The organism is Burkholderia sp. SRS-W-2-2016 (assembly GCF_001931485.1).
Classification (GTDB): domain Bacteria; phylum Pseudomonadota; class Gammaproteobacteria; order Burkholderiales; family Burkholderiaceae; genus Paraburkholderia.
Genome location: NZ_MSDV01000028.1, coordinates 19,667 through 43,043 on the forward strand (window position 1 = coordinate 19,667; position 23,377 = coordinate 43,043).

Annotated in this window: 20 protein-coding genes; 10 read left to right on the plus strand and 10 right to left on the minus strand. The window is 63.8% G+C overall.

Going from position 1 to position 23,377, the window contains the following annotated elements; translation table 11 throughout:
* Positions 1 to 175 precede the first annotated feature (175 nt).
* From BTH42_RS14075 to BTH42_RS14090, 4 genes are all read left to right on the plus strand, one after another.
* Positions 176 to 940: an SDR family oxidoreductase gene (locus BTH42_RS14075; protein WP_075300296.1), complete on the plus strand. Its 765-nt coding sequence runs from the start codon at positions 176 to 178 to the stop codon at positions 938 to 940.
* Positions 941 to 985: 45 nt separating this feature from the next.
* Positions 986 to 1,777, plus strand: a complete 792-nt coding sequence (locus BTH42_RS14080) for an SDR family NAD(P)-dependent oxidoreductase (protein WP_075300298.1) — start codon at positions 986 to 988, stop codon at positions 1,775 to 1,777.
* Between the two features lie 235 nt (positions 1,778 to 2,012).
* Positions 2,013 to 2,423: a hypothetical protein gene (locus BTH42_RS14085; protein ID WP_075300300.1), complete on the plus strand. Its 411-nt coding sequence runs from the start codon at positions 2,013 to 2,015 to the stop codon at positions 2,421 to 2,423.
* Between the two features lie 313 nt (positions 2,424 to 2,736).
* Positions 2,737 to 3,864, plus strand: coding sequence for an aminotransferase class V-fold PLP-dependent enzyme (locus BTH42_RS14090; RefSeq protein ID WP_178392169.1), 1,128 nt, complete (start codon positions 2,737 to 2,739; stop codon positions 3,862 to 3,864).
* A 97-nt stretch (positions 3,865 to 3,961) separates the two neighbouring features.
* Here the strand turns inward: BTH42_RS14090 and BTH42_RS14095 are convergent, their stop codons facing one another.
* Complete coding sequence (locus BTH42_RS14095) at positions 3,962 to 5,527, minus strand: hypothetical protein (protein ID WP_075300304.1); 1,566 nt, start codon at positions 5,525 to 5,527, stop codon at positions 3,962 to 3,964.
* A gap of 761 nt (positions 5,528 to 6,288) precedes the next feature.
* Between BTH42_RS14095 and acnB the strand changes: the two genes are divergently transcribed.
* Together acnB and glgA are read left to right on the plus strand one after the other, a co-directional pair.
* Entirely contained in the window at positions 6,289 to 8,874 is a 2,586-nt protein-coding gene (gene acnB, locus BTH42_RS14100) for a bifunctional aconitate hydratase 2/2-methylisocitrate dehydratase (RefSeq protein ID WP_075300306.1), read from the plus strand.
* Between the two features lie 456 nt (positions 8,875 to 9,330).
* Positions 9,331 to 10,932, plus strand: a complete 1,602-nt coding sequence (gene glgA, locus BTH42_RS14105; RefSeq protein ID WP_075300308.1) for a glycogen synthase GlgA — start codon at positions 9,331 to 9,333, stop codon at positions 10,930 to 10,932.
* 110 nt (positions 10,933 to 11,042) lie between these two features.
* On the opposite strand, the gene BTH42_RS14110 is transcribed toward glgA, so the two are convergent.
* The 4 genes from BTH42_RS14110 to BTH42_RS14125 form a co-directional block, all read right to left on the minus strand.
* Positions 11,043 to 11,342 carry a hypothetical protein gene (locus BTH42_RS14110; RefSeq protein WP_075300310.1) on the minus strand — a complete coding sequence of 100 codons (300 nt, stop codon included), beginning with the start codon at positions 11,340 to 11,342 and terminating at the stop codon, positions 11,043 to 11,045.
* On the minus strand, positions 11,339 to 11,713 hold the full coding sequence (locus tag BTH42_RS14115) for a phage holin family protein (RefSeq protein ID WP_075300312.1): 375 nt from the start codon (positions 11,711 to 11,713) through the stop codon (positions 11,339 to 11,341). Before BTH42_RS14115 ends, BTH42_RS14110 begins: the two co-directional genes overlap by 4 nt.
* A 158-nt stretch (positions 11,714 to 11,871) precedes the next feature.
* Complete coding sequence (locus BTH42_RS14120; protein ID WP_075300314.1) at positions 11,872 to 13,194, minus strand: type II toxin-antitoxin system HipA family toxin; 1,323 nt, start codon at positions 13,192 to 13,194, stop codon at positions 11,872 to 11,874.
* Entirely contained in the window at positions 13,191 to 13,505 is a 315-nt protein-coding gene (locus BTH42_RS14125) for a helix-turn-helix transcriptional regulator (protein WP_075300316.1), read from the minus strand. Before BTH42_RS14125 ends, BTH42_RS14120 begins: the two co-directional genes overlap by 4 nt.
* Positions 13,506 to 13,950: 445 nt before the next feature.
* On the opposite strand from BTH42_RS14125, the gene BTH42_RS14130 reads away from it, so the two are divergent.
* Positions 13,951 to 14,310, plus strand: coding sequence for a hypothetical protein (locus BTH42_RS14130; RefSeq protein ID WP_083654798.1), 360 nt, complete (start codon positions 13,951 to 13,953; stop codon positions 14,308 to 14,310).
* A 50-nt stretch (positions 14,311 to 14,360) separates the two neighbouring features.
* Here the strand turns inward: BTH42_RS14130 and BTH42_RS14135 are convergent, their stop codons facing one another.
* Together BTH42_RS14135 and BTH42_RS14140 are read right to left on the minus strand one after the other, a co-directional pair.
* Positions 14,361 to 15,281 (minus strand): phosphorylase, encoded by a 921-nt coding sequence (locus BTH42_RS14135; RefSeq protein ID WP_075300320.1) that lies wholly within the window; start codon positions 15,279 to 15,281, stop codon positions 14,361 to 14,363.
* A gap of 51 nt (positions 15,282 to 15,332) precedes the next feature.
* Positions 15,333 to 15,818, minus strand: coding sequence for an adenosine-specific kinase (locus BTH42_RS14140; RefSeq protein ID WP_075300322.1), 486 nt, complete (start codon positions 15,816 to 15,818; stop codon positions 15,333 to 15,335).
* A 235-nt stretch (positions 15,819 to 16,053) separates the two neighbouring features.
* Here BTH42_RS14140 and BTH42_RS14145 point away from each other — a divergent pair, with 235 nt between their 5' ends.
* A complete protein-coding gene (locus BTH42_RS14145) occupies positions 16,054 to 16,986 on the plus strand; it encodes a helix-turn-helix domain-containing protein (RefSeq protein WP_075300324.1) in 933 nt (310 codons plus the stop codon).
* 47 nt (positions 16,987 to 17,033) lie between these two features.
* On the opposite strand, the gene benC is transcribed toward BTH42_RS14145, so the two are convergent.
* Both benC and BTH42_RS14155 read right to left on the minus strand, forming a co-directional pair.
* Positions 17,034 to 19,910: a benzoate 1,2-dioxygenase electron transfer component BenC gene (gene benC / locus BTH42_RS14150; RefSeq protein ID WP_075300326.1), complete on the minus strand. Its 2,877-nt coding sequence runs from the start codon at positions 19,908 to 19,910 to the stop codon at positions 17,034 to 17,036.
* 131 nt (positions 19,911 to 20,041) lie between these two features.
* Positions 20,042 to 20,956 (minus strand): AraC family transcriptional regulator, encoded by a 915-nt coding sequence (locus BTH42_RS14155; RefSeq protein WP_075300328.1) that lies wholly within the window; start codon positions 20,954 to 20,956, stop codon positions 20,042 to 20,044.
* 99 nt (positions 20,957 to 21,055) lie between these two features.
* On the opposite strand from BTH42_RS14155, the gene BTH42_RS14160 reads away from it, so the two are divergent.
* Positions 21,056 to 21,805, plus strand: a complete 750-nt coding sequence (locus BTH42_RS14160; protein ID WP_075300331.1) for an SDR family oxidoreductase — start codon at positions 21,056 to 21,058, stop codon at positions 21,803 to 21,805.
* Between the two features lie 50 nt (positions 21,806 to 21,855).
* Here BTH42_RS14160 and BTH42_RS14165 read toward each other — a convergent pair whose 3' ends face one another.
* Entirely contained in the window at positions 21,856 to 22,605 is a 750-nt protein-coding gene (locus BTH42_RS14165) for an SDR family NAD(P)-dependent oxidoreductase (RefSeq protein WP_075300333.1), read from the minus strand.
* A gap of 80 nt (positions 22,606 to 22,685) precedes the next feature.
* On the opposite strand from BTH42_RS14165, the gene BTH42_RS14170 reads away from it, so the two are divergent.
* Entirely contained in the window at positions 22,686 to 23,267 is a 582-nt protein-coding gene (locus BTH42_RS14170; RefSeq protein ID WP_075300335.1) for a TetR/AcrR family transcriptional regulator, read from the plus strand.
* Positions 23,268 to 23,377 lie beyond the last annotated feature (110 nt).

Sequence of the window (23,377 nt, forward strand, 5' to 3'; positions counted from 1 at the left end):
CGATACCGGGATCGGCAGTACCCGGTGGCGCCGGCGCCGATCGGTGCCCAGCCGCGCCGGCACACGCGATGCTTTTCGACCTTTCCGCTCGCGGGACTGACTCCTATAGTCGTTTGACGGCCAGCGCATCGGGCACTGACCGGCCACACGAATCGAACGGATCAGGAGAGAGAACATGCAACGTTTGACGGGAAAAGTCGCGATCGTGACGGGTGCCAGCGCGGGCATCGGCCGCGCGACCGCGACGCTGTTCGCGAAGGAAGGCGCCAAAGTGGTCGTGGCGGCGCGCCGCGCGGCGGAACTCGAAACGCTGGTCGGACAGATCGTCAGCGAAGGCGGCGAAGCCGCATATCTGGCCGGCGACGTGCAGACGGAGGACTTCGCGAAGGCGCTGGTCGAGCTCGCGGTGAGCCGCTTCGGCCGTCTGGACATCGCCTACAACAACGCCGGCACGCTCGGCGAGATGGGCCCGAGCACCGGCATTTCCGCGGAAGGCTGGAACGCCGCGCTGGCCACCAATCTGACAAGTGCGTTCCTCGGCGCGAAGCACCAGATTCCCGAAATGCTGAAGCAAGGCGGCGGCTCGATCATCTTCACGTCGACGTTCGTCGGTTACTCGTTCGCGTTTCCCGGCACCGCGGCCTACGCGGCGAGCAAGGCCGGCCTGATCGGTTTGACCCAGGCACTCGCCGCCGAGTACGGCGCGCAAGGTATCCGCGTGAACGCGGTGCTGCCCGGCGCGGTCGACACCGAGATGTATCGCGGCATGAACGACAGCCACGAATCGCAGGCGTTCGTGACCGGGCTGCACGCGCTCAAGCGCGTCGCAAAACCGGAAGAACTGGCGCGTTCGGTGCTGTATCTCGCATCCGACGATTCGTCGTTCGTGACCGGCACCGCGTCGCTGGTCGACGGCGGCGCATCGATTACCCGTACCTGAAGCACTCCCGTCACTCCCGCTTCACTCACTTAAAGGACACTATTCATGGACCTGAATCTGACAGGCAAACTCGCGCTGGTGAGCGGCAGCACGGCCGGCATCGGCCTCGCTATCGCCGGCACGCTCGCGCAGGAAGGCGCGCGCGTGATCGTGAACGGCCGCTCGCAGCCGTCGGTGGATGAGGTGGTCGCGCAACTGAAAGCGCAGACGGGCGCCGACGTGCTCGGATTCGCGGGCGATCTCAGTAGCGCCGCCTCGGCGGAAGAACTCGCGCGACGCTATCCGGACGTCGAAATTCTGGTCAACAACCTGGGCATCTTCGAGCCGAAGCCGTTCGAAGAGATCCCCGACGCGGACTGGCAGCGCTTTTTCGACGTCAATGTGTTGAGCGGCGTGCGCCTCGCCCGGCTGTTTTTACCCGCGATGAAACGGGCCAACTGGGGGCGCATTATTTTCATTTCGAGCGAAAGCGGCGTGCAGATTCCGGCCGAAATGATCCACTACGGGATGACGAAAACCGCACAACTGGCCGTCGCGCGCGGGCTCGCCGAAGCGGTTGCGGGCACCGGCATCACGGTCAATAGCGTGCTGCCGGGGCCGACCAGATCGCGCGGCGTCGGCGATTTCGTGGAGAGCCTTGCCAAGGCCGACGGCAAATCGTTCGAAGCGTTCGAAAAAGAGTTCTTCGAGAAGGTGCGCCCTACCTCGCTGATCAAGCGGTTCGGCTTGCCGCAGGAAGTCGCGTCGCTGGTCGCCTATATCGCCAGTCCGCTGGCGTCGGCCACGACGGGCGCCGCGTTGCGCGCCGACGGCGGCGTGATCAAGAGCGCGTTCTAGGCTCGTGCCGGTCGTGGGCCGGCGACGTGCTGGGCCGAACCAGTTCGACGAGTGCCGGCCGCCGCAGGCAGCGGACGCGAACCCGGAGTAAATTGTGTTTTCGTCCGTATCGCCGTTGCCGTCGTTGTAGCCGTGGCCGTCGCCGTGATCGGCGCAATTGCGTTCCCTTGTTCTACCCGGGTCTTACGCGGCCGCCAACGTACGCTAATCCGTAACCCCGATTCTGGAGAACCTCATGACAGATATCGCACTTGCACGCAAAGATGCTTGTCTCGCCGTGGTTCACGCAGTTTTGTCGGACATGCTCGACGACGCCAATCTGATCGGCGCGTCCCTGCGTGTCGCAGACTACCTGGCAGACGATCTGGAAGGCAAGATCACCGAGACCGACGCCGTGCTGCTGGCCGTCTCTTCCCTCACCAAGGTCAATCGCGCGATCCGCGAGTGGTACGACGTGGACGGCAACGCGATGGACCCTTTGAAAGCCGCGAACTTTGTCATCGATGAAGAAATAAACGGCTACGATCGCGCCAACCATCCGCGTGAAACGACTTCGTCCGCGCAAAGAATCGAGGCGCGAGAGGCCGCGGTGATCCGGCCGATGGGGTCGCCGATGGGTTCGCCGGCTCGGCCCGTTCATCATTGAGACGGTTGAGGCGGGAGTTCGGCCGGGGCGCGCGGGCTTTTGCGCGTAACTGGATGGACGTCGGCTAGATATTACGAATACCTTACTTTTCGCTTTTCGATTCGCGGCCATCGTCCCGCCACGGCCGGTGGCCGCGCAACCCCACGCGCGCGGCTCTACCTACGGCCCAACACCTTACTTACCCGGCATAACCGGCAGCATGTGGGATTCGCTCCCGCCTCCCCATCCACCCGGGCTTTTTGCCTCCATTGCAGCCGGCTTTCGTTAGAATCTCTTTTCGATTCTTTTATTCGTCCATTTAACGGAGGCGAACGTGCCAGGCTTACTTCCCGATGTCGATCGCGATGGGCTTCTCGAATATTCCGTCGTCTACACCGACCGGTCGATCAATCATATGTCGCGGCTCTTTCAGGGCGTGATGCGCGATATTTCCGCCAGCCTGAAAAAAGTCTATAACGCGAAGTCGGTCGTCGTCGTTCCGGGCAGCGGGACTTTCGGCATGGAAGCGGTGGCCCGCCAGTTCGCGACGAACCGCAAGTGCCTGGTCATTCGCAACGGCTGGTTCAGTTTCCGCTGGTCGCAGATTTTCGACATGGGCGGCATCGCGTCCGAATCGGTCGTGTTGAAGGCGCGTCCGGTCGAGGCCGGACGGCAGGCAGCGTACGCACCGGCGCCAATCGAGGAAGTAGTCGCCGCGATCCGCGAGCACAAGCCGGATCTGGTGTTCGCGCCGCACGTCGAAACCGCCTCCGGGATGATGCTGCCCGACGACTATCTGCGCGCGGTGGCCGACGCCGTGCATGCGGTCGGCGGAATGTTCGTGCTCGATTGCATCGCGTCCGGCACGGTGTGGGTCGATATGCAGGCGAGCGGCGTCGATATCCTGATCAGCGCGCCGCAAAAAGGCTGGAGCGCATCGCCCTGCTGCGGGTTGGTGATGCTGAGCCCGCTCGCGCGCGAGCGAATCGACGCGACCACCAGCACCAGCTTCGCGTGCGATCTGCGCAAATGGCTGCAGATTATGGAAGCCTACGAGGGCGGCGGCTTCGCGTACCACGCGACGATGCCCACCGACAGCCTCGCCACGCTGCGCGACGTTATCAAGGAAACCGAAGCATATGGTTTCGACAAGGTGAAAGACGAGCAGCTCGAACTCGGCGCGCGGATTCGCGCGCTGTTGGCCAGCAAAGGTCTCAGAAGCGTGGCGGCCGCGGGCTTCGAGGCGCCGGGCGTAGTAGTCAGCTACACGGACGACGACGGCATCCGCTCCGGCCAGAAATTCGCCGATGCCGGTTTGCAGATTGCGCCGGGCGTGCCGCTGCAATGCGACGAGCCGGACGACTTCAAGACCTTCCGGATCGGACTATTCGGCCTCGACAAACTGCATGACGTCGACGCCGCGGTCGCCCGGTTCGAGAAGGCGCTGGACAGTATCGTTTAAAGCGGTTCGTCCCATTTCGTGAGCGGACCCGCACGCATGCCGGGCGTTCGGGTCCGCGGTATCAGCGCATTACTTCACTCGCTGTCCGCAATACAAGTCAGCTGTCCGGGTGCGCCGCGACGAAGGTCTTGAACGTGCCATAAGTCGGCTGGATCGGCACCAGGCTATCGGTGACGATCCCGTACGTCTCGTCGCCGCTCGTCAACTCGTAGTACATCACCGACTGGATCGCACTCGTCTTGCGCGCCGCATAGAATTCACCGAGTTGCTGCTTGACGTAGGTCGAGCGGAACGTTTCGGTCTGCTCAGGACTCGCATTCCATTCGGTGATCATGAACGGCACCCCATAGCGCGCCTTGCAATAAACCGGCAGGTTAAAGCCCGGACCGGCGCCGTCGGTACCCACGTCGAAGATATCGCCGTACACCTCGTAGTTGTGCCACGTCGTGATGTCCCAGCGCACTTTCGGATAGCCGCCCGAGCCATCCGGCTGCATGCCGTCCCACAGCATGTCGGCGGCGGCGATGTCCGCGACACAGAAGTTGATCCCGCACTTCGCGTTCGGCTGCACCGACTTGATCCCATCGATCATGCCGAGCATCGCGCCGCGCATGATCGGCCAGTTCGCGTTGTCGAAGTCGCCGCGCCCGTTGCCCGCGGTCGCCGAATTCAGAATGATCGCCGGGTCGCGCGTCAATTCGTTGCCGCATTCGTACATCGTCACGCCATACGGCGCGAGCGCGGTCGCAACCGCGGCGGCGCCGGCGAACGACGCGTAGTACGCGGCCGATTCGCTGGTGTACAGCACGCCGTGGTCATCGCGCAGTCCGTAATCGACGAGCGTAAACAGCTTCAGTCCCGCCGACTGGAACGCGCTGGCGAGCGCGACGACCGGGTTCATCATCGCCGGAACGTTCACGCATCCGACGCGATACGTGGTGCAGCCGAGCCCGCGCAGCGCAGCGACGACCTGCGACGGCGTGAACGGATAGTCGTGATGGCCGTTGATGCCGTAGAACGCACCCGCCGTCGCGACCGCGGCGATCCGCGGGTCCGCGCACGGCAACCAGTTGCCGTTGAAGGTCAGCACATAGAACTGGCCGCCGGTGCCCGACTGATAGATCAGGCCGCCGTACCACAACAACAGGCTCACGTTATAGGAATACGGATCCTTCACGCTGTTCCTGTAGATATAGCCGGCGGACAACGTCCAGATGTTGTTGGACTTGTCGATGATGTACGACGCAGACGGCAGCGTCGTACCGTCCGCGGAAACGCCGCCCAGGCGCGGATCGAGCGAATACTCCCAGCCCGACCCGGTGTACCGGTAAAAGTCGCCGCCGGTGTTTTCCTGGTAGACGCTGCCGCCGTACCACAGCAGCAGCGTCACGTTGTACGAGCCCGCATCCCTGGTGCCATTCCTGTAGATAAAACCGCTGGAGGTCTTCCACACGTTGCCGCCGGTGTCGACGATCGATGTCGCCGGCGGCGTCATCGTGCCGTTCGCCGAGGCGGACACGGCCGTTTTGGCTTTTGCCGCATTGCTTTGTGCGCCGGGCGCGAGCGCATCGCTATCGTTTTCGCCCCCGCCGCCACATGCCATCAGTACAGAGCTGCTTGCGGCTGCCGTCAGGTAGCCGAGAAATTGTCGTCGATTGATCACAGAGATAATCCGCCGCCGGAGAACCGGCAAAATTCAGTCCGTCCGCGCCCGCGTCACGCGGCTCGACCGGGCGACAAAATGCGCGTCCAATTTTTAATTCGTGATCCTGATTGAATGGCCGACTCCGCGATCCGGCAGCGAGTCCACGGCGTTACCGGCACGCCGGGTTATTCAGCGAACTGCTGACGTCGAAGGATCTGGATCGCTCGGGGCGGCTGGCGACTGAACTGCGTGGAAGCAGTGAGCCGCGCGCATTCGGAAAGGAACAGGAAAACGTCGCTTCGGTAAGTTATGCCAGGTATCCTGACCTCGATGAGTAACACATACCTGGATGTCGGCAGCGGGGTCGGCGACGTTAGAGCGCGACCGAAAATAAGCGCATTCTTCCGACAAAAAGGCGGCCGAAGGTGACTTTTGCGCAGGACTCGAGTCGGGAGGGAGGAACGCGCCAGAAACTGCGGAAATCGCGGACGGGACCGTAATAATTACGGCTTGACGTTGGTTATCGTTCTCATTCTCAGCGGTAACGATGGATGACGCAGCGGCCTTCGGAAAGCGGGCGCGGCCTTTCTGATTGGTCTCGCCAACCGCCCATCCCCATGATTTTCAAAGGCTTTTACTTTTCAACTCTTATATAAGACATAAGACATTTGACCGAATAGGGGTATTGCACTTAAAATCGCGGCCAAAGCTGCACCTGGAATACCGTCGCGAAGTGCCTGAAAGGCCTTCCCCTTAAAACGCAATACAGCAGGTCCCCCATGCTTGAAAACTTTCGTGCTCACGTTGCCGCACGCGCTGCGCTCGGCATCCCCCCCCTGCCGCTGACCGCCCAGCAAACCGCCGAGCTGGTGGAACTGCTGGCGAATCCGCCGGCCGGCGAAGAGCAGACCCTGCTCGACCTGATCACCAACCGCGTTCCCGCCGGCGTCGACGAAGCCGCCCGCGTGAAGGCCGGTTTCCTCGCCGCGGTCGCCAAAGGTCAGACCGCCTGCGCGCTGATCTCGCGCGAACGCGCCACCGAACTGCTCGGCACGATGCTGGGCGGCTACAACATTCAGCCGCTGATCGAACTGCTGGCCGACGCCGCCGTGGGCACCGTCGCCGCTGACGCGCTGAAGAAAACCCTGCTGATGTTCGATCAGTTCCACGACGTCAAGGAACTGGCCGACCAGGGCAACGCGAACGCGAAGGCCGTGCTGCAGAGCTGGGCCGACGCCGAATGGTTCACGAGCCGTCCGGAAGTCCCGCAAAGCCTGACCATCACCGTCTTCAAGGTGACCGGCGAAACCAATACCGACGACCTGTCGCCGGCACCGGACGCGACCACCCGCCCGGACATCCCGCTGCACGCGCTGGCGATGCTGAAGAACGCACGTCCCGGCATCACGCCGGAAGAAGACGGCAAGCGCGGCCCGGTCAAGTTCATCGAATCGCTGAAGGAAAAGGGTCACCTGGTCGCCTACGTCGGCGACGTGGTCGGCACCGGCTCCTCGCGCAAGTCGGCGACCAACTCGGTGCTGTGGTTCACCGGTGAAGACATCCCCTTCATCCCGAACAAGCGCTTCGGCGGCGTGTGCCTCGGCGGCAAGATCGCTCCGATCTTCTACAACACGATGGAAGACGCCGGCGCACTGCCGATCGAACTCGACGTGTCGCAGATGGAAATGGGCGACGTGGTCGAACTGCGTCCGTACGAAGGCAAGGCGCTGAAGAACGGCGCAGTGATCGCCGAATTCCAGGTCAAGTCGGACGTGCTGTTCGACGAAGTGCGCGCTGGCGGCCGCATTCCGCTGATCATCGGCCGCGGCCTGACCTCGAAGGCGCGTGAAGCGCTGGGTCTGGCACCGTCGACGCTGTTCCGTCTGCCGCAGCAGCCGGTCGACAGCGGCAAGGGCTTCTCGCTCGCGCAGAAGATGGTCGGTCGCGCATGCGGTCTGCCGGAAGGCCAGGGCGTGCGCCCGGGCACGTACTGCGAACCGAAGATGACCTCGGTCGGCTCGCAGGACACCACCGGCCCGATGACCCGCGACGAACTGAAGGACCTCGCGTGCCTCGGCTTCTCGGCCGACCTCGTGATGCAGTCGTTCTGCCACACCGCCGCTTATCCGAAGCCGGTCGACGTGAAGACCCACCACACGCTGCCGAACTTCATCAGCACCCGTGGCGGTATCGCGCTGCGTCCGGGCGACGGCGTGATCCACTCGTGGCTGAACCGCATGCTGCTGCCCGACACCGTCGGCACCGGCGGCGACTCGCACACCCGCTTCCCGATCGGTATCAGCTTCCCGGCTGGTTCGGGTCTGGTCGCGTTCGCGGCTGCTACCGGCACGATGCCGCTGGACATGCCGGAATCGGTGCTGGTCCGCTTCAAGGGCAAGATGCAGCCGGGCGTCACGCTGCGTGACCTCGTCAACGCGATCCCGCTGTACGCGATCAAGCAAGGCACGCTGACGGTCGCCAAGCAAGGCAAGAAGAACATCTTCTCCGGCCGTGTTCTGGAAATCGAAGGCCTGCCCGATCTGAAGGTCGAGCAAGCGTTCGAACTGTCGGATGCGTCGGCAGAGCGTTCGGCCGCCGGTTGCACGGTGCACCTGAACAAGGAACCGATCATCGAGTACCTGAACAGCAACGTCACGCTGCTGAAGTGGATGATCGCGCAAGGCTACCAGGACCCGCGCAGCCTGCAGCGCCGTATCAAGGCAATGGAAGCATGGCTGGCCGATCCGCAACTGCTGCAACCGGATGCGGACGCCGAGTACGCTGCCGTGATCGAAATCGATCTGGCCGACGTGCATGAGCCGATCGTTGCCTGCCCGAACGATCCGGACGACGTGAAGACGCTGTCGGACGTGGCCGGCGCGAAGATCGACGAAGTGTTCATCGGTTCGTGCATGACCAACATCGGTCACTTCCGTGCGGCGTCGAAGCTGCTCGAAGGCAAGCGCGACATTCCGGTCAAGCTGTGGGTCGCGCCGCCGACCAAGATGGACCAGAAGCAGCTGACCGAAGAAGGTCACTATGGCGTGTTCGGCACGGCTGGTGCGCGTACCGAAATGCCGGGCTGCTCGCTGTGCATGGGTAACCAGGCACAGGTGCGCGAAGGCGCGACGGTGATGTCGACGTCGACCCGTAACTTCCCGAACCGTCTGGGCAAGAACACGAACGTGTACCTCGGCTCGGCGGAACTGGCGGCGATCTGCTCGCGTCTGGGCAAGATCCCGACCAAGGAAGAGTACATGGCCGACATGGGCGTGCTGAACGCCAATGGCGACAAGATTTATCAGTACATGAACTTCGACCAGATCCAGGACTTCAAGGAAGTGGCCGATACCGTCGCGATGTAATTCGCGTGCTGTTGGGCTATGACGGGATGAGGTTGTTGTAGGGTTCTCGTCGTAGTGCGATAGCGATGGCGCCGCAGGCTTTGCCTGCGGCGCTTTTTTTTGTGGTGTTGGGGCCTTACTGGATCGACGGCGACGGCAATCGACGGTTCGGAAAGGAGATGGGGACCGCCCCGATGCGCAAATCGTCCCCTGCCCCTGGCAAATTTTTCACAAAGCCGGGGTCCACTCGCTCTTGCGCAAAAGCCTCTTCACAACAAGCCGAACGTTCGGCAACCGCCGCCCTTTCCCTCTGATTAGCGAGTCCGACGCCGCGCTAGCCAGGCCCACCGCCACAACCCATTCAACCAACCTCGCTCGCCCCAACCCACCGCCTCCAGGCACATCGCTTGCTCTCAACTTGCCCTGTCCTTTCGCCGCACCGCACAAGTGCAAACCGCGTCTTCCCTGGGGGCCACCTTGCCGCTTAACGTCCTGCTTGTCGCTTCAGAAGCCTTCCCACTGGCCAAAACGGGCGGCCTTGGCGATATGGTCAGCGCCTACGCCGCCGCGTTGCGCGATGCGGGCGTGGAGGTGTCGATACTGATGCCCGCGTACCCGGCCGCGCTCGAGGGCGCCGTCGACATCGCCCCCGTTGCGCGCATGACCGGCCTGCCCGGCGGCGACGCGCGGCTGCTGCGCGGACAGATGCCCGACAGCGGCGTCACCGTCCTGCTGCTGCAAATGGATCACCTGTTCGCGCGCGAAGGCCTGTACCGCGATCCGCACGGACGCGATTACCTCGATAACCTGACGCGGTTCGCGTCGCTCGCGGCGGCGGCCACGCGCATCGCGCGCGGCGTGCGCAACCTGAAGCGCCCCGACATCGTGCACGCGCACGATTGGCATGCGGGCCTCACGCCGTTGTATCTGCGCGTCGCGGGCGTCGCTGCGAAAAGCGTCTTCACGATTCACAACCTCGCGTTCCAGGGCAACCATCCGCTCGCGATGGGCAGCTGGATCGGCGTGCCGCCCGAACTGCTGGTCCCCGCGTTGACCGACGAACGCAGCATCGAGTTCTACGGTCTGCTAAGCATGATGAAAGCCGGCATCGTTCACGCGCATCGCGTGACGACCGTCAGCCAGCGCTACGCGCACGAAATCGTCACGCCGCACTTCGGCCACGGCATGGAGGGCGTGCTGCAAGCGCAGCGGACGAAGCTGAGCGGCATCGTCAATGGAATCGATACGTCGGTGTGGAATCCGGCCACGGACCCGCTGATCGCGCGCCCGTATTGCGTCGATGACACGGCCGGCAAGCATGCGTGCAAACGCGAGTTGCAACAAGCGTTCGGTTTGACGCGCGATCCGTTTGCGCCGCTCGTCGCGATCGGCAGCCGTCTAACCGAACAGAAAATGGCCGACGTGGTGGTACGCGCGCTGCCCGCTCTGCTGCAACAGCATCCGCGCCTGCAGTTCGCGATCCTCGGCCAGGGTGAGCGCGGCCTCGAACACGCGATGCAGGAACTCGCCGCCGCGTGGCCCGGCCGCGTCGGTGTACAGATCGGCTACGACGAGCGCCGTGCACACGAGCTGCACGCGGGCGCGGACATCCTGCTGCATGGCAGCCGCTTCGAGCCGTGCGGACTCACGCAGCTCTATGCGATGCGCTACGGCACGATTCCGGTTGCGTCGCGCGTCGGCGGCCTTGCCGATACGATCGTCGATTACGCGCCGCACGAAGCGCGCGACGAGACCTGTGCGACCGGCTTCCTGTTCGACGGCGACCAGCCGCACGACGTCGTGCACGCGATGAGTCGCGCGCTGGCCGCATTCGTCCGGCCGGCGGCCTGGCACGCATTGCAGCGAAACGCAATGAGCCGCGACTCGGGGTGGGAACTGTCGACGTCGAACTATCTGGCTTTGTACGCGGAACTCGTCGACGCACGTCCCGCGCCTCGCGACCTGCGCGAGCGCAAAGCACCAACGCGCACGAGAACCGGGGCGTCGGCCAACGGGCGGCAGGCGCGCGGCGAAGCCATCTTCAATACGGGTACCGGCGAACTCGCGCGCAGCGCGTAAGAAACGAAACGGAGCCGAACGGCACGGCGCCGAAAACGCGCGCCGCGCCGACCGCATAACGCATCGCTACATCGATCGCGCCGGAAGGCTCCGCCGGCGCCGCCCTCCTTTCAACCCGGCACCGACCGCCGCACGCTCCTCGCGATCAATGCGGACAAACCGGTGCGGCTCGCGATCGACAGCGCGCGACGCGGCCCGAGTACGAGCGCGCCGAGCAGCACCGCGAGGACTGTCGTCACATGCGGTACTTCGGCGAGCGAAGTAATCACATTGACAGCCGACGTGCGCACGGGCGAGCCTGGCGCTGGCAACGCGAGCCTGCGATTGGCCAGCAACAACGCGTGCCGCGATGCTTCCATCCGTTCGAGGACCGCCACGCGAGCGACTTCATGCATCTGTCTGGAACTCATTTGAGCGCCTCCCTGAGCGTGTCGAGATCGCTGTGAATCTCGCCCTTGAGAACATGAAGCGATTGGGTCGGCTTCTGCGCGCGCATCACCAGCAGCGCAACGATGCAGACCACGAACCACACGGCGGCCACCGCCCACACCACCACCAGGAAGTAGCGGGTCTGCCAGGCGGTGGCAATGATGGCGATGCAAAGAAACGACAGCGTGAACAGGCCTCCGACCGCCAGCGCGACGAGTGCGCTCAACTCGCGGACCAGCCGCCGGCGTGTCTCGTCGATTTCCAGCGCCAGCAGTTCGCTATAGTCGCCCACCCGTTCGACGCAAAAGCGGCCGACATTGCGCCACCGGGTTACCTTCGCATGGATTGACATTCTGTCCTCCTGACGATCCGCTCGTGCGAAACGTCTGATCCAGTCGTTTCGTCCATCGGCCGCTCGATCGGAGCGCCCTCCCGCGGATGCCGCGCAAAAGCCGGGCCTGCACCGGAGCAATGCGTGCGCGCGGCGAAGCGCAGGAACGAAGCAAACGCTTATCTGGATTTATGACTGAACGCGCCGTCAGGATTGGCATAGGGATTCGCCTCCTTGCGCGCGCGATCCGGACTTCCATCCGACATCCCCATCTGCTCGCGCAGCGGCGCCGGCTGGTATTTGCCCGGCCGCGAGTCGGGCCTGATATCGTCAAGACCGCTCGCCCACGCGTCCAGCATGCGCTTGGCGACCTCGCGGAAACCCGGGTACTGGTCGGCCAATTCCGACACCATTGGCGTGACCCGATGGATCGCCGCCGTGACCCGCTCCACCGCGTCGTTCATGTCGGTCCTGCTCAGGCCGAGCCGCGCGCCGCCGTACGTCTGAAGCAGCGCGCCCGACGCCCACACCCGCTTGCCCTTCAAAGGCAGCGCGGGAATCGCGGTCGCGTATTGCCGGTAGGCGGTGCCGCTGAGAACGTCGTAGACCGGTGCGAGCCGCACGTCGTCGCGGCCGGTGTACACGAGCGCGAAGTTCTTCAGATGCGCATCCTGGTTGTGGACCGCATAGTTGAGCAACAGCAGCGTGAACAGACGCCGCGAGTTGTCTTTCAATTGCTCGCGCGGAACGTAGGCCTTGGTCAGTGTCTCGAGAACTTCGAGCGTGCCTTTGTATTTATCGACGGGATCGAGGCCCTTCAGCGCGCAGTAATCCTCCATCGCCAGCTTGCGGCCATCGGCCATGCGGTCGAAGCGTCGTACCGCCAGGACCTGGCCGTCGCCGGACAAGCGCGCGTCCGGCACTTCGAGACCGGCGTGGCGCGCAACCTCCAGACACAGGTATTCGTTAATCGCGAGTCCCGGGAGATCGTCGAAGCCGGTTTTCAGAATGAACTCGTCGGTCCAGGTAGTGGCTCTGTCGAACGACTGCAGCAGAGCCTTGGGCATCACCCCCGACACGCCTTCGGTCACGCCGGTTTCGAGAAGACGCAGCAAGTTCTCACGCGAGTCGGTGGAGGCCAGCAACTCCGCCATGTTGGCCTGGCTCGCAGCGGTTGCGGGCGTGGCGCCGCGCGGCACCACCTGCACGCGCCCGATCGTGTTCGCGCCGGTGAGCGCAAGCAGGCCGAAATCGCTGACATCCGCGTGGGGCCCTAGCTGGCGGATCAGAATCTCCTTCTTCGCGCCCTCGGGCAGATTCATCTGGAAGAACGGGTGCAGACGCGGCCACACATACGACTGCGCGCGCACCGGCATCAGCAGCGACACCTGATGCGCTTCCTCGGCCTCCGGCAGATACGTAAAAACGTAGCGGCCCGCCTCTTCGGCGAGCGTGCCGACCAACTGTCCGCCGACGTAGACATCGAGACTATCGCGACTCATGGTTGGCCTTCCGAAGTATTCCGGCGCGACCGCACGCGCCGCCGGCCGGTTGCCGCGCCGGCGGATTCTTCACGCTCGTGCAGGACGTCGTCGAGGGTGCGCTGGTGGCCGCGGCGCCGCGCGAGCAGTTCGAGCCCGACCGCGTCGAACAGGCTCAGCATCTTGACCGCGCCCAGTTCCGCGAGCATGCCGGACTCGAACAGGCTGATGCGCGAACGCGGCACCCCGCTCAGTTCGGCGACCTGCTGTTGCGTGAGATTTCCGGCGATACGGGCGTCGCGGAATGCTGCGCCTAGTTCGGTAAGGTTCATGTTCCGTATACGTAACAATAACTAATGACTTTCACATAACGCATCATATACGAAACAATAAGCGTCCGCTCATAACGTTACATATACATAACTTTAAATTAAATCGTCTATTAAAGTTATATATACATAACATTATTGATACCGTGCGTCGCTCGCATCCCGATGAGAAGGCGTTTTACCCCTGCTCACAGTCTTCGCCACCTCTGCCGCGCTCATCGCGCCCTCACCCGCGTCCCGCCCGCCGACGGCTTGCATCCATTCGCCATTCGAGAATATCCGTCCGCCATCGCCTTGTAATGCGGTCGCGAGCCAGTACCATCGCTTAATGCGTGGTGTGAAAACGCTCTCAGCGTTCGCTCAGCGTCGCCCGGGTTGCCGAACTTACCTCCTGACAAAAACAACCCAATGCCGGTTCACCGGGGCACGCGACAGAAGGGAGATGGCAATGAGCAAGCACCTGAGTCGCACCGCGCGACTCGTCGCCCTCGCGGGCTTTGCGTGTCTGCCTGTAGCGAAGGGCCACGCGGACGATGTCTGTCCGACCTACGTTGTCCTACCGTCCGGCACCGTCTTCGATGTCGCGAAGATGATCGCCGACAGTGGTTCGGCGGCGCGGGCACTCGCCAGAGTTCGTACCGACCTGGGGCAGATACGCCACTACGGCGGCTGCACCAGCGTGCCGAACAGCCCACGTCATGCGGAGTGCGAAGAAATTGTCGCCGCCGCGGAAAAGGCGATAGCGGCGCTGGAAAGCTGCGCCGACGGCGAATCGCTGGATGCCGCGATGAATAAAAGGCGACAGTAGCCGCGGGACGAACCCCGTTGCATGAACCGCTCGCCCAATCGCGCCTCTCGCTAAGTATTCGCGGGCAGCGCGACGCGCTGCAATGCCGTGATCGGGCCGAGCCGTTCGATTACCGCCAGTTGCGCGGCGTCGCGCACGAACAGCGACCCCGCAAATCCGAGCGCGTTCACCGACACGCCTTCGACCCGCTCCGCCGCCCTCGGCACCAGCAACATCCAGCGCCGCGTGACGAGCAGGTTATACGGCGTCGCATGACAGGTTGCACCGTCGCGCTCGACCGTGCCGACACGCGCCGCGTCGAGCAGCGCGTGGTAGCGCGACAGCGCCAGCTTCGCCGCAGCGGCGTGAGTCGACCCAGCCACGTCGAGGCGTGCGAACGCATGCCGAAACGGCAGAACCGGCGAGCGTCCCGCCACGCCCAGCAAAGGCTCGACAGGCACCGGCGGCCCGCTATCGCCAAGCGGCAGCGGCACGATCTGCAGATGCTTATGCGGCTGGCTCGCGCCCGCTTCCTCGCCCGCGTTGTAAAAACCGATACCGTCGAACTCGGCCATGCACGCAATCAGCGCGTCGAAATCGGCCAGATCGAGCAGCGCTTCCTGGCGTTCGAACTCGCGCGTGACGATCAGCAGATGATGCTCGATCACGTTGAACTTGTTCAGCAACGCCAGATGCGTGGCGGAGATATCGGCGACGAACAGATCCGCTTCGTACGGCAGGAACGGGTTTGCTTTAGGGATCCTCTGCGTTTGTCGCGTTTGCACCGTTTGCAGCTTGCGCGCCTGCTCGCGCTGCTGCTCCTTGCGCGCCAGGCTCGAAACCTGACGCACGAGAAAGCGGATACCGCCGCTATCGAGCACCGACTGTTGGGTATCGATCGGCTGCAGCGCGCCGCAAGCCAGCGCGTGCGCGGTCTGTCGCAGGATTGCGGGCCACAGCGTGCCCGGCACGAGGCGTGGTGGTGGTTCCATATGATCTGAGCCGGCGTGACGAAGCGCCTGAAGTGAGCGAGAGCGCGGTCGCTACAGTTTGTACCCGATCGTGCGCAGAAGATCCTTGCGCCACTGAACGTCTTCCGCGGTTTCCACACCGACAGGCGCAAACCCATCGACCACGCCGACAATGCCCCGGCCCTGATCCGTTTCGGCGATCAGCACTTCGACCGGATTCGCGGTCGCGCAGAAGATGCGGCACACCTCGGGCACAGCCTTGATCGTGTTCAGCACGTTGACCGGGAAAAAGCCGTCGCCGAGAAACACGAAAAAGCTATGTCCCGCGCCGACGCTGGTCGCGTTCTCGCAGGCCATTCCGACGAGGCTCTCGTCGGTGCCGGAGCGCCGCACGAGACGCTTGCCGGATGCTTCGCAAAACGCGAGCCCGAACTTGATGCCGGGCACCGCGCCGACCAGCGCCTCGTGAATATCCTCGACGGATTTGATGAAGTGGCTTTGCCCGAGAATGAAGTTGGTCGCTTCGGGCTTGACGACCTTGACGGCGGACAGTTGCATGGTGGACCTCGCTGCATTGCGGCGAAACGCCGGTAACACACGGCGACGGCGGGCCGATGCCAGTGCGGCTGTGGTTCGCGCATCGGCCGGTCGTCGTCGCTCCGGCTTCTAGCCTAGTACCGCGCGACGGCGAGCGAAAGCACGCTGCCGACAGGCGTCCGGATCGCCATTGAACACGTCCGGCGCGTATGGAACAATGCACAGAACCCCTATTGAGCAGGACATAACGTGCATCATGGCCCCTGAACCGCAGCGCCGCCGGACCGTTCTGCATTTCGCGCTCTATGGCGCGGAAGCGGAACAGCCCTGGGTCGACATGGTGCATTACGAACGCATTCCGATGCGGGCCGGCCGTTTCGACTTCGACATCAAGCCGCACGTCCACGATGCGCTGATTCAGGTGCTCTACATCACCGCCGGCGGCGGCGAGACTTTTATCGACGGCAAGAACTGGGCGGTCGACGCGCCTTGCCTGATCGTCGTGCCCGCGCATTCAGTGCATGGCTTTCGCTTCCGCAGCGATATCGACGGACACGTGATCACCGCCGCGCAATCCGCGCTGGAATCGCTGGCCATGACGGCCGCGCCCGAACTGCTGGAATTCATTCGCACGCCGACGGTGCTGTCGATCGATCCCGACCTCGAGCGCGGCACCTCGCTGGACACGCTGTTTCAATCGATCGGTCACGAGGCCGAGAGTCACGAGCGCTGGCAGTTCACCGCGGGCGCGGCGCTGGCGATCGCGCTGTTCGTCAAGATCGGTCGCCTCAGCGAAAGCGCGCGGCTGTCCGCGGGCTCCGAGCAGCGCACGATGGCCGCGCGCATCGAACGATTCCGCGCGCTACTCGACCGCCATTGCCGCGAGCGGCGCCCGGTCGCCAGCTACGCCGACGCAATGGGCGTGAGCACCGGCCAGCTATCGCGCATCTGCCGCGCCGCGTTCGGGGTCTCGGCGATCGAGGCGATCGATGCACGCTCGATCCATGAAGCGAAGCGGCTGCTCGGCTATTCGACGTACAGCGTGAAGCAGATCGCCAGCGAACTGGGCTTTCAGGACGAAGCGTATTTCGGCCGCTTTTTCCGCAAACAAACGGGACTGCGGCCGACCGAATACCGCGCCGCCGCGCACGACCGCTCGTTGCCGCCGGACCACGGGCAAGCGGGCTAAACCACGCCCGCTTGCCGTCGTCCGTCGTCCATCGTCCATCAGCCGCTTCAGGCCGGCAAGCCGCCGAGCTTCACGAACAGGTGCTCCGGTCCGGAATTGGTCAGGTTGTTGCCGCGTACGTACTGGATCGGCCGCGCCGGATCGAGCGCGATCTCGCCGATCTTGCGGGCCAGCGCCTTTGTCGCGATCAGCGTCTCCAGCTTGGCGAGCGGCGCACCGAGACATTTGTGCATGCCGTTGCCGAAACCCAGGTGGCCGCTCGAATCGCGGTCGATGTCGAACGTTTCGCCGTCGGCGAACTTGCGGCTATCGCGGTTCGCGGCCGACAGCAGCAAACGCACCACCGCGCCCTTCGGCAGGTCGACGCCCGACACCGTCGTCGCCTCGGTGGTGATGCGGCTCACGCGCTGCACGGTGCCCCGATAACGCGCGACTTCCTCGACGAAACGGTCCGCGTCGGCGGGATTCCGGCGAATCCGTCCCAGCAGTTGCGGCTGTTCGGCGAACATCCGGAATGCGTTGGCGACGAGGATCGTCGTCGTGTCGTGTCCGGCGATAAAGACGAACGCGCACAACTCCTTCGCTTCCTTCTCCGACAGCAGGCCGTCCTTCCACATCCGCGCGATATGCCCGCCGATCGACTGGCTGCCGTTGACCGCGAGCCGCTCCATCGCCTCCTTCAGGTACGCGAAGAATGCGTGCGCGCTCTGTTCGTCGGTGCCGGTGCCCGGCGCATTGCGGGCGAGCCGGCCGAAATAGCTGAAGGTCTCGTCCGACCAGAACTTCATCTTCTCCTCGTCCTCGTTCGGCACGTCGATCATCGTCGAGATGGTCGAGATGCTGAGCGGGATCGCGAAGTCATTGACGACGTCGCCGCCGCCTTTGGCGATCATCGCGTCGAGCAGTTCTTCCGCGCGTTGCGCGATCTGCTCGTTAAAAGGATCGAGCGCGAGCGGCAGGAACGACGGCTGCACGACTTTGCGCAAGCGCGAATGGTCGGGCGCGTCGAACAGCGTGAGGAACGTCAGCGGCGGCGGGCTGACCACCTCGGACGAAAACAGCTTCGGATTGCGAATCGCCTGATAGACATCGTCGTAGCGCGACAGGAACCACACGTCCGAGGTCGCCGACTGGCAGCGCAGCACCGGCGCATGCTCGCGCATCCAGCGGTAATGCTCGTACGGATCGGCTTGCGAGCCGTCGTCGACCACCTTGAACGGTTCCATGCCCGCGGGCCAGTTCAGTTCGTGCGAATAGTCCGGCAGCGTGTTCGCCATGAACGGGCAAATCTGCGGCGCGCTTTGGGACATGCTTTGGGACATGCTTTGCGGCACGACAATCGGCGCGGACGGCGCTGGCGCTGGCGCTGGCGCTGGCGCTGGCACTGGCACAGGCGCGGTAGCTGGAGCGGCTGCCAGCACCGCAGCCGCGGGGGCCGCCTTGCCCAGCGCCATCCGCTCCAGCGCCCGGCTCATCGTTGCCTTGGAATGACGCGCGTGCAGCGCAATCACGTCGCGGGCCGCGTTCAGGTCGCCCAGCTCGAACGCGGCGACGATGTCGCGGTGCTGCTGAACCAGATCGCCGACAATCTCGATCTGGTCGGTCAGCGCGCGAACGATATAGTCCTGCACCGCCAGTTGCCGGTACAGCGCGATCAGCTGCGCGTTGCCCGACGCTTCGATCGTGAACAGGTGGAACGCGTGATTCGCTTCGATATAGCGCGGCACATCGGTAAAGCGCCGTCCCGCCACGAACTGCGCGGTCGCCTCGGCGAGCTGGCGGAAGCGGATCAATTGCTCGCTCGACAGCCGGCCCATCGTCAGCTGAGCGGCCCCCAGTTCGAGCGCCATACGCAGGTCGAATGCTTCATCGACGTCGACCGGTGCGAGGTGCTCTTCGCCGGTCTGAACCACGAGGCCGGTGCCGGCGAACTTCTCGTAGTAGAAGTTACGCGGCGTCAGCCCTTCGGACGACAGAAAACCGCGCACCGCATCCACCATCGGCGGCGGACCGCACAGGTAGACATCCGCGTCGCCGTCGTTGAGCTGCGCGGCGCTGATGTGCTGGGTCACATAGCCCTTGTTCGGATACGCGCTATCGGGACTCGCGACCGTGCACGCATAGGTGAAGTTCGGCAGACGTTGCGCATGGCTTTCGAGGCGATCGATCCCGACCAGATCCTCGTCGGTATTCACGCCGAGAATCAGGTGGATCGGATAAGGACTGCCGCCGTCCTCGACGATCTTCTCCAGCATCGACAGGAACGGCGCGAGGCCCGTGCCGCCCGCGAGAAACAGCACCGGCCGCTCGATCGGGCGCAGGTAGAAGCTTCCCAGCGGGCCGCGAAATTCGATCAGGTCTCCTACCTTCGCGCTATCGCACAGCCAGCTCGACATCGCCCCCTGGCGCACATTGCGCACGAGGAACGACAGGCGCGACCCGGACGGCCCCGAGCTGAACGAATACGAGCGGGTCTGATCGGTGCCGGGCACGCGGATGTTCACATACTGCCCGGCGAGGAAGCTGAGTTCCGCGCGCTTCTCGAGTTCGACCGAGAACGCGATCGTGCTGTCCGACAGGCGCTGGCAGGCGGCGATACGGCCGTGGTGGGAGGACGGGCCGGTGCCGGAGACATCGGAATTCGTCGCGAGCTGGATCACGCAATCGGAGCGCGGGCTCATCTGGCAGGTGAGCACCTTGCGCTCGCTCGCTTCTTCCGGGCTCAGCGCATCGTCGACGCAATCGCCCAGCATGTACTCGCCGGACTCGCAGACCGCTTTGCAGGTACCGCACACACCGTCGCGGCAGTCGAGCGGGATATTGATTCTGGCGCGAATGGCGGCATCGGTGACGCGCTCGCCCTCCTCGCAGTCGATAAAGCGGGTTACTCCGTCCTCGAAACGGAGGGTGATCTGATGGCTCATCGCGGTGTCTCCTCTTTGGTGACACCAATTTAGAGCGTGAGCCGCGCCCCCCTCAATGGACAGAGATCACGTTCGACCGGACAAAACGTGCATCGCCACTTTTTCTCGCCCGGGGGTATTCAAGACGCTCGCTAGCCGGCGACGGCGTCCGCTGCATCCTGTGCATACCGCGTCGGCGCCACGCCGACATGGCGGGTGAACGCGACGCTGAAGGCACTCGCCGAGCGATAGCCCACGCGGGCCGCAATCGTCGCGACGCCGACTTCATTCCGGCGCAGCAGGCTTTTGGCGATGGCCATGCGCCACGACAGCAGATATTCCATCGGCGCGATGCCCACGGCGCGACTGAAGCGCTCGAAAAAAGACGAACGCGAAAGCGCGGCGGCCTTCGCGAGTTGCGCAACCGTCCACGGTTTTTCCGGGCTTTCGTGCATGTACCGGATCGCGAGCGCGAGACGGGCGTCGGCGAGACCGCGGACGAGCCCGGGCGACGCACCTGTTTGCGTCGATCGCAACGCTTCGATGAACAGCACTTCGAGCAGGCGCGCGAGCACGACCTCGCGCGCCGGCCGCTGCGCGCGCAATTCGTCGCGCAACAGTTTGACGAGCGTCGCCAGTCTGCTATCGCCGCGCACCAGCACGAGTTCGGGCAGAAGCGAAACGAGCAACGCCGCATCCGCCGAACCGAATGCGCAGAGGCCCGCGAGCCATTGCGCTTCCGGCGCGACCGACGCATCGCCGAAACGAAAACTGCCGTCGGGCAGCGCCGTGGGCGCGAGATTGGGAAACTCGTCGTCGTCGGGCGGATCGACGCTCGACATCGCGAAGTTGAAAACGCGCGGCACGAGCACAAAATCGTCGGCCTGGAGGATATGCGGCTCGCCGCCGTTCACGGACAGACGAAGCGATCCTTCCAGCACCACGCAATAGAACGGCTGCCCGGCTTCGGCGCGGCTCGCGCACCAGCGGCCGGCGCCACTGACCACTTTCGAGAACGTGGGCATCGGCTGGAGCAACGTGACGACTTCGGCTAGAGGGTCGGTCATGATCGGACGATCTCGAATGAAACGTGGACGGTCGATTGTAGCTAATCCGGCCGGTCACGAAGTATCGTCTCTGGATCGTCACCGACCATAGGAGTCGACATGAAATCTGTATTGATCACCGGTTGCTCGTCCGGGTTTGGCCTTGAAATCGCGCGCTATTTTCTGGAGCGTGACTGGCGCGTGATCGCCACGATGCGCACGCCGCGCGCCGACGTATTGCCCAGTTCAGATCGTCTTTCGATCGTCGCGCTCGATGTGAAAGACCCGCAAAGCATTCGTGCGGCCATCGACGCGGCCGGTCCGATCGACGTGCTCGTCAACAACGCGGGCATCGGCTTTCTGAACGCCCTCGAAGGTACACCGATGGACACGGTGCGCAAGATCTTCGAAACCAATACGCTCGGCACCATTGCAATGACGCAGGCTGTGTTGCCGCAATTACGCGAGCGCCGCGCGGGGACGATCATCAATGTCACGTCGACGGTCACGTGCAGGCCGTTGCATTTACTGTCGGTCTATACCGCGAGCAAGTCCGCGATCAACGCATTCAGCGAATCGCTCGCGCTCGAACTGGAGCAGTTCAACGTGCGCGTGCGCGTCGTGCTGCCGGGACGCGCGCCGTCCACCCGCTTCGGCGAGAACGCGCAGTCGCGCATGCAAAACGGCTTTCCCGAACCGTACGACGCACTCGTGCAACAGGTCTTCGCGCGTTGGCAGCAAGAGAGCTCCGTCACGCACGCCGCCGATGTCGCCGAAGCAGTCTGGCTGGCCGCCACCGATTCATCGAGCCCATTCAGCATTCCCGCGGGTGAAGACGCTGTCGAGTGGTACAACGCGCGTACTCACTAGACAGCGCAAAGCAGGTTGATCGTGCCGCCGGCAACAGCGGCATCGAAATTTCACACCGCGAGTGAGCCACCGTCCACCAGCAACTCGACGCCCGCGACATAGCTGCTCTCTTCAGAAGCGAGGAAGAGTACGGCGCGGGCGATCTCATCGGGTTGCCCCAGGCGCCCCAGCGGCACGATCTGCTTCAGAAAATCCTCGACTCCCGGTCGCGCGTCGAGGTAGCTGCGCATCGGGCGGGTCTCGGTGCCACTCGGCGAGACTACGTTGACGCGAATGCCTTGCGCTTTCAGGTCGCTCGTCCAGCTTCGTGCGAACGAGCGCACCGCCGCTTTGCTAGCGTTGTAAAGCGACTGGCCGGGAAAGCCTTTGCTGCCGGCAACGGAACCGTTAAGGATGACTACGCTACCTGCGGATAGCAGCGGCAGAGCTTTTTGCACGGTAAAAAGCAGGCCGCGCACATTCAGGCCGAACAGGCGGTCGAAGCTGTCCGCGTCGATCGTTCCCAGCGGTCGCGGCTCGCTCTCGGAGAGGCCGGCGTTGGCAAAAACAATATCGAGCCTGCCGTGGTCGCGCTGGATGCGCTCATAGAGTCGATCGAGATCGGCAAGGTTCGCGGCGTCTCCCCGTACGCCGACCGCACCGTTGCCGATTTCTTCTACCGCCTCGTCGAGCCGCTCCTGCCTGCGGCCGGTGATATAGACCCGCGCGCCTTCGGCGGCGAAGAGTCTGGCGGTCGCCAGTCCGATTCCTTCACTACCGCCGGTAATAGCCACAATCTTGTTCTCAAATCGCTTTGCCATAGGATCCTCGATTAAGTGGAGTGTTGCTCCATTTATTATATGGAGGCATCATCCGCTTATCAAGACGAATCGAAACGAAGATGAAGAACAAGCCTTCCGCAACCGACGAAACACCGCTGCGTGCCGATGCAATCCGAAACCGGGAACGAATTCTGGAAGCGGCGGAACAGATGTTTATCGAACGCGGCGCCGATGTTTCGCTCGACGATATAGCCAGGCGTGCGGGGGTCGGCATTGGTACGCTCTACCGTCGCTTCCCGACGCGTGACGCGCTCCTTGCCGCGACGAGCGATGAACGCCTCCTGTCACTCGCCAGGGCGAGCCGTGCACGAGACGACAGACTCGAACCGGACGCTTCGATACGCGTCTTCGTCAAGGAGCTCGTGACTCACGCGAGCCACTATCGTGGGCTGGCCGCGTTGCTGGGGACGGTACTTCAGAGCGACACGCCCGGTTGTCACGCCGGGCTTGAAGAAGGACGCAGGCTGCTTCAGCGTGCCCAGAAGGCGGGGACTGTTCGCAAGGACGTCAGCCTCGACGATCTCGTGTGTATCGTCACCGCGATTTCACTCGCGCTCGAACAGGGCGGCACGGCAAGATCGCGCGTGGGTCACCTGGTCGATCTTTTCCTCGGCGGCATAGGTAACACCCCGGCAACGTGATGGCCTGAACGCGCGCCGGTCATTCATTCTGTTCGCCGCGGGCCGGGCGACGCGCCGGCGAGATTGCCGGCGGCGAGCAGCGGAAGCGCTCAGCGCGGCCTTGGCTGCGG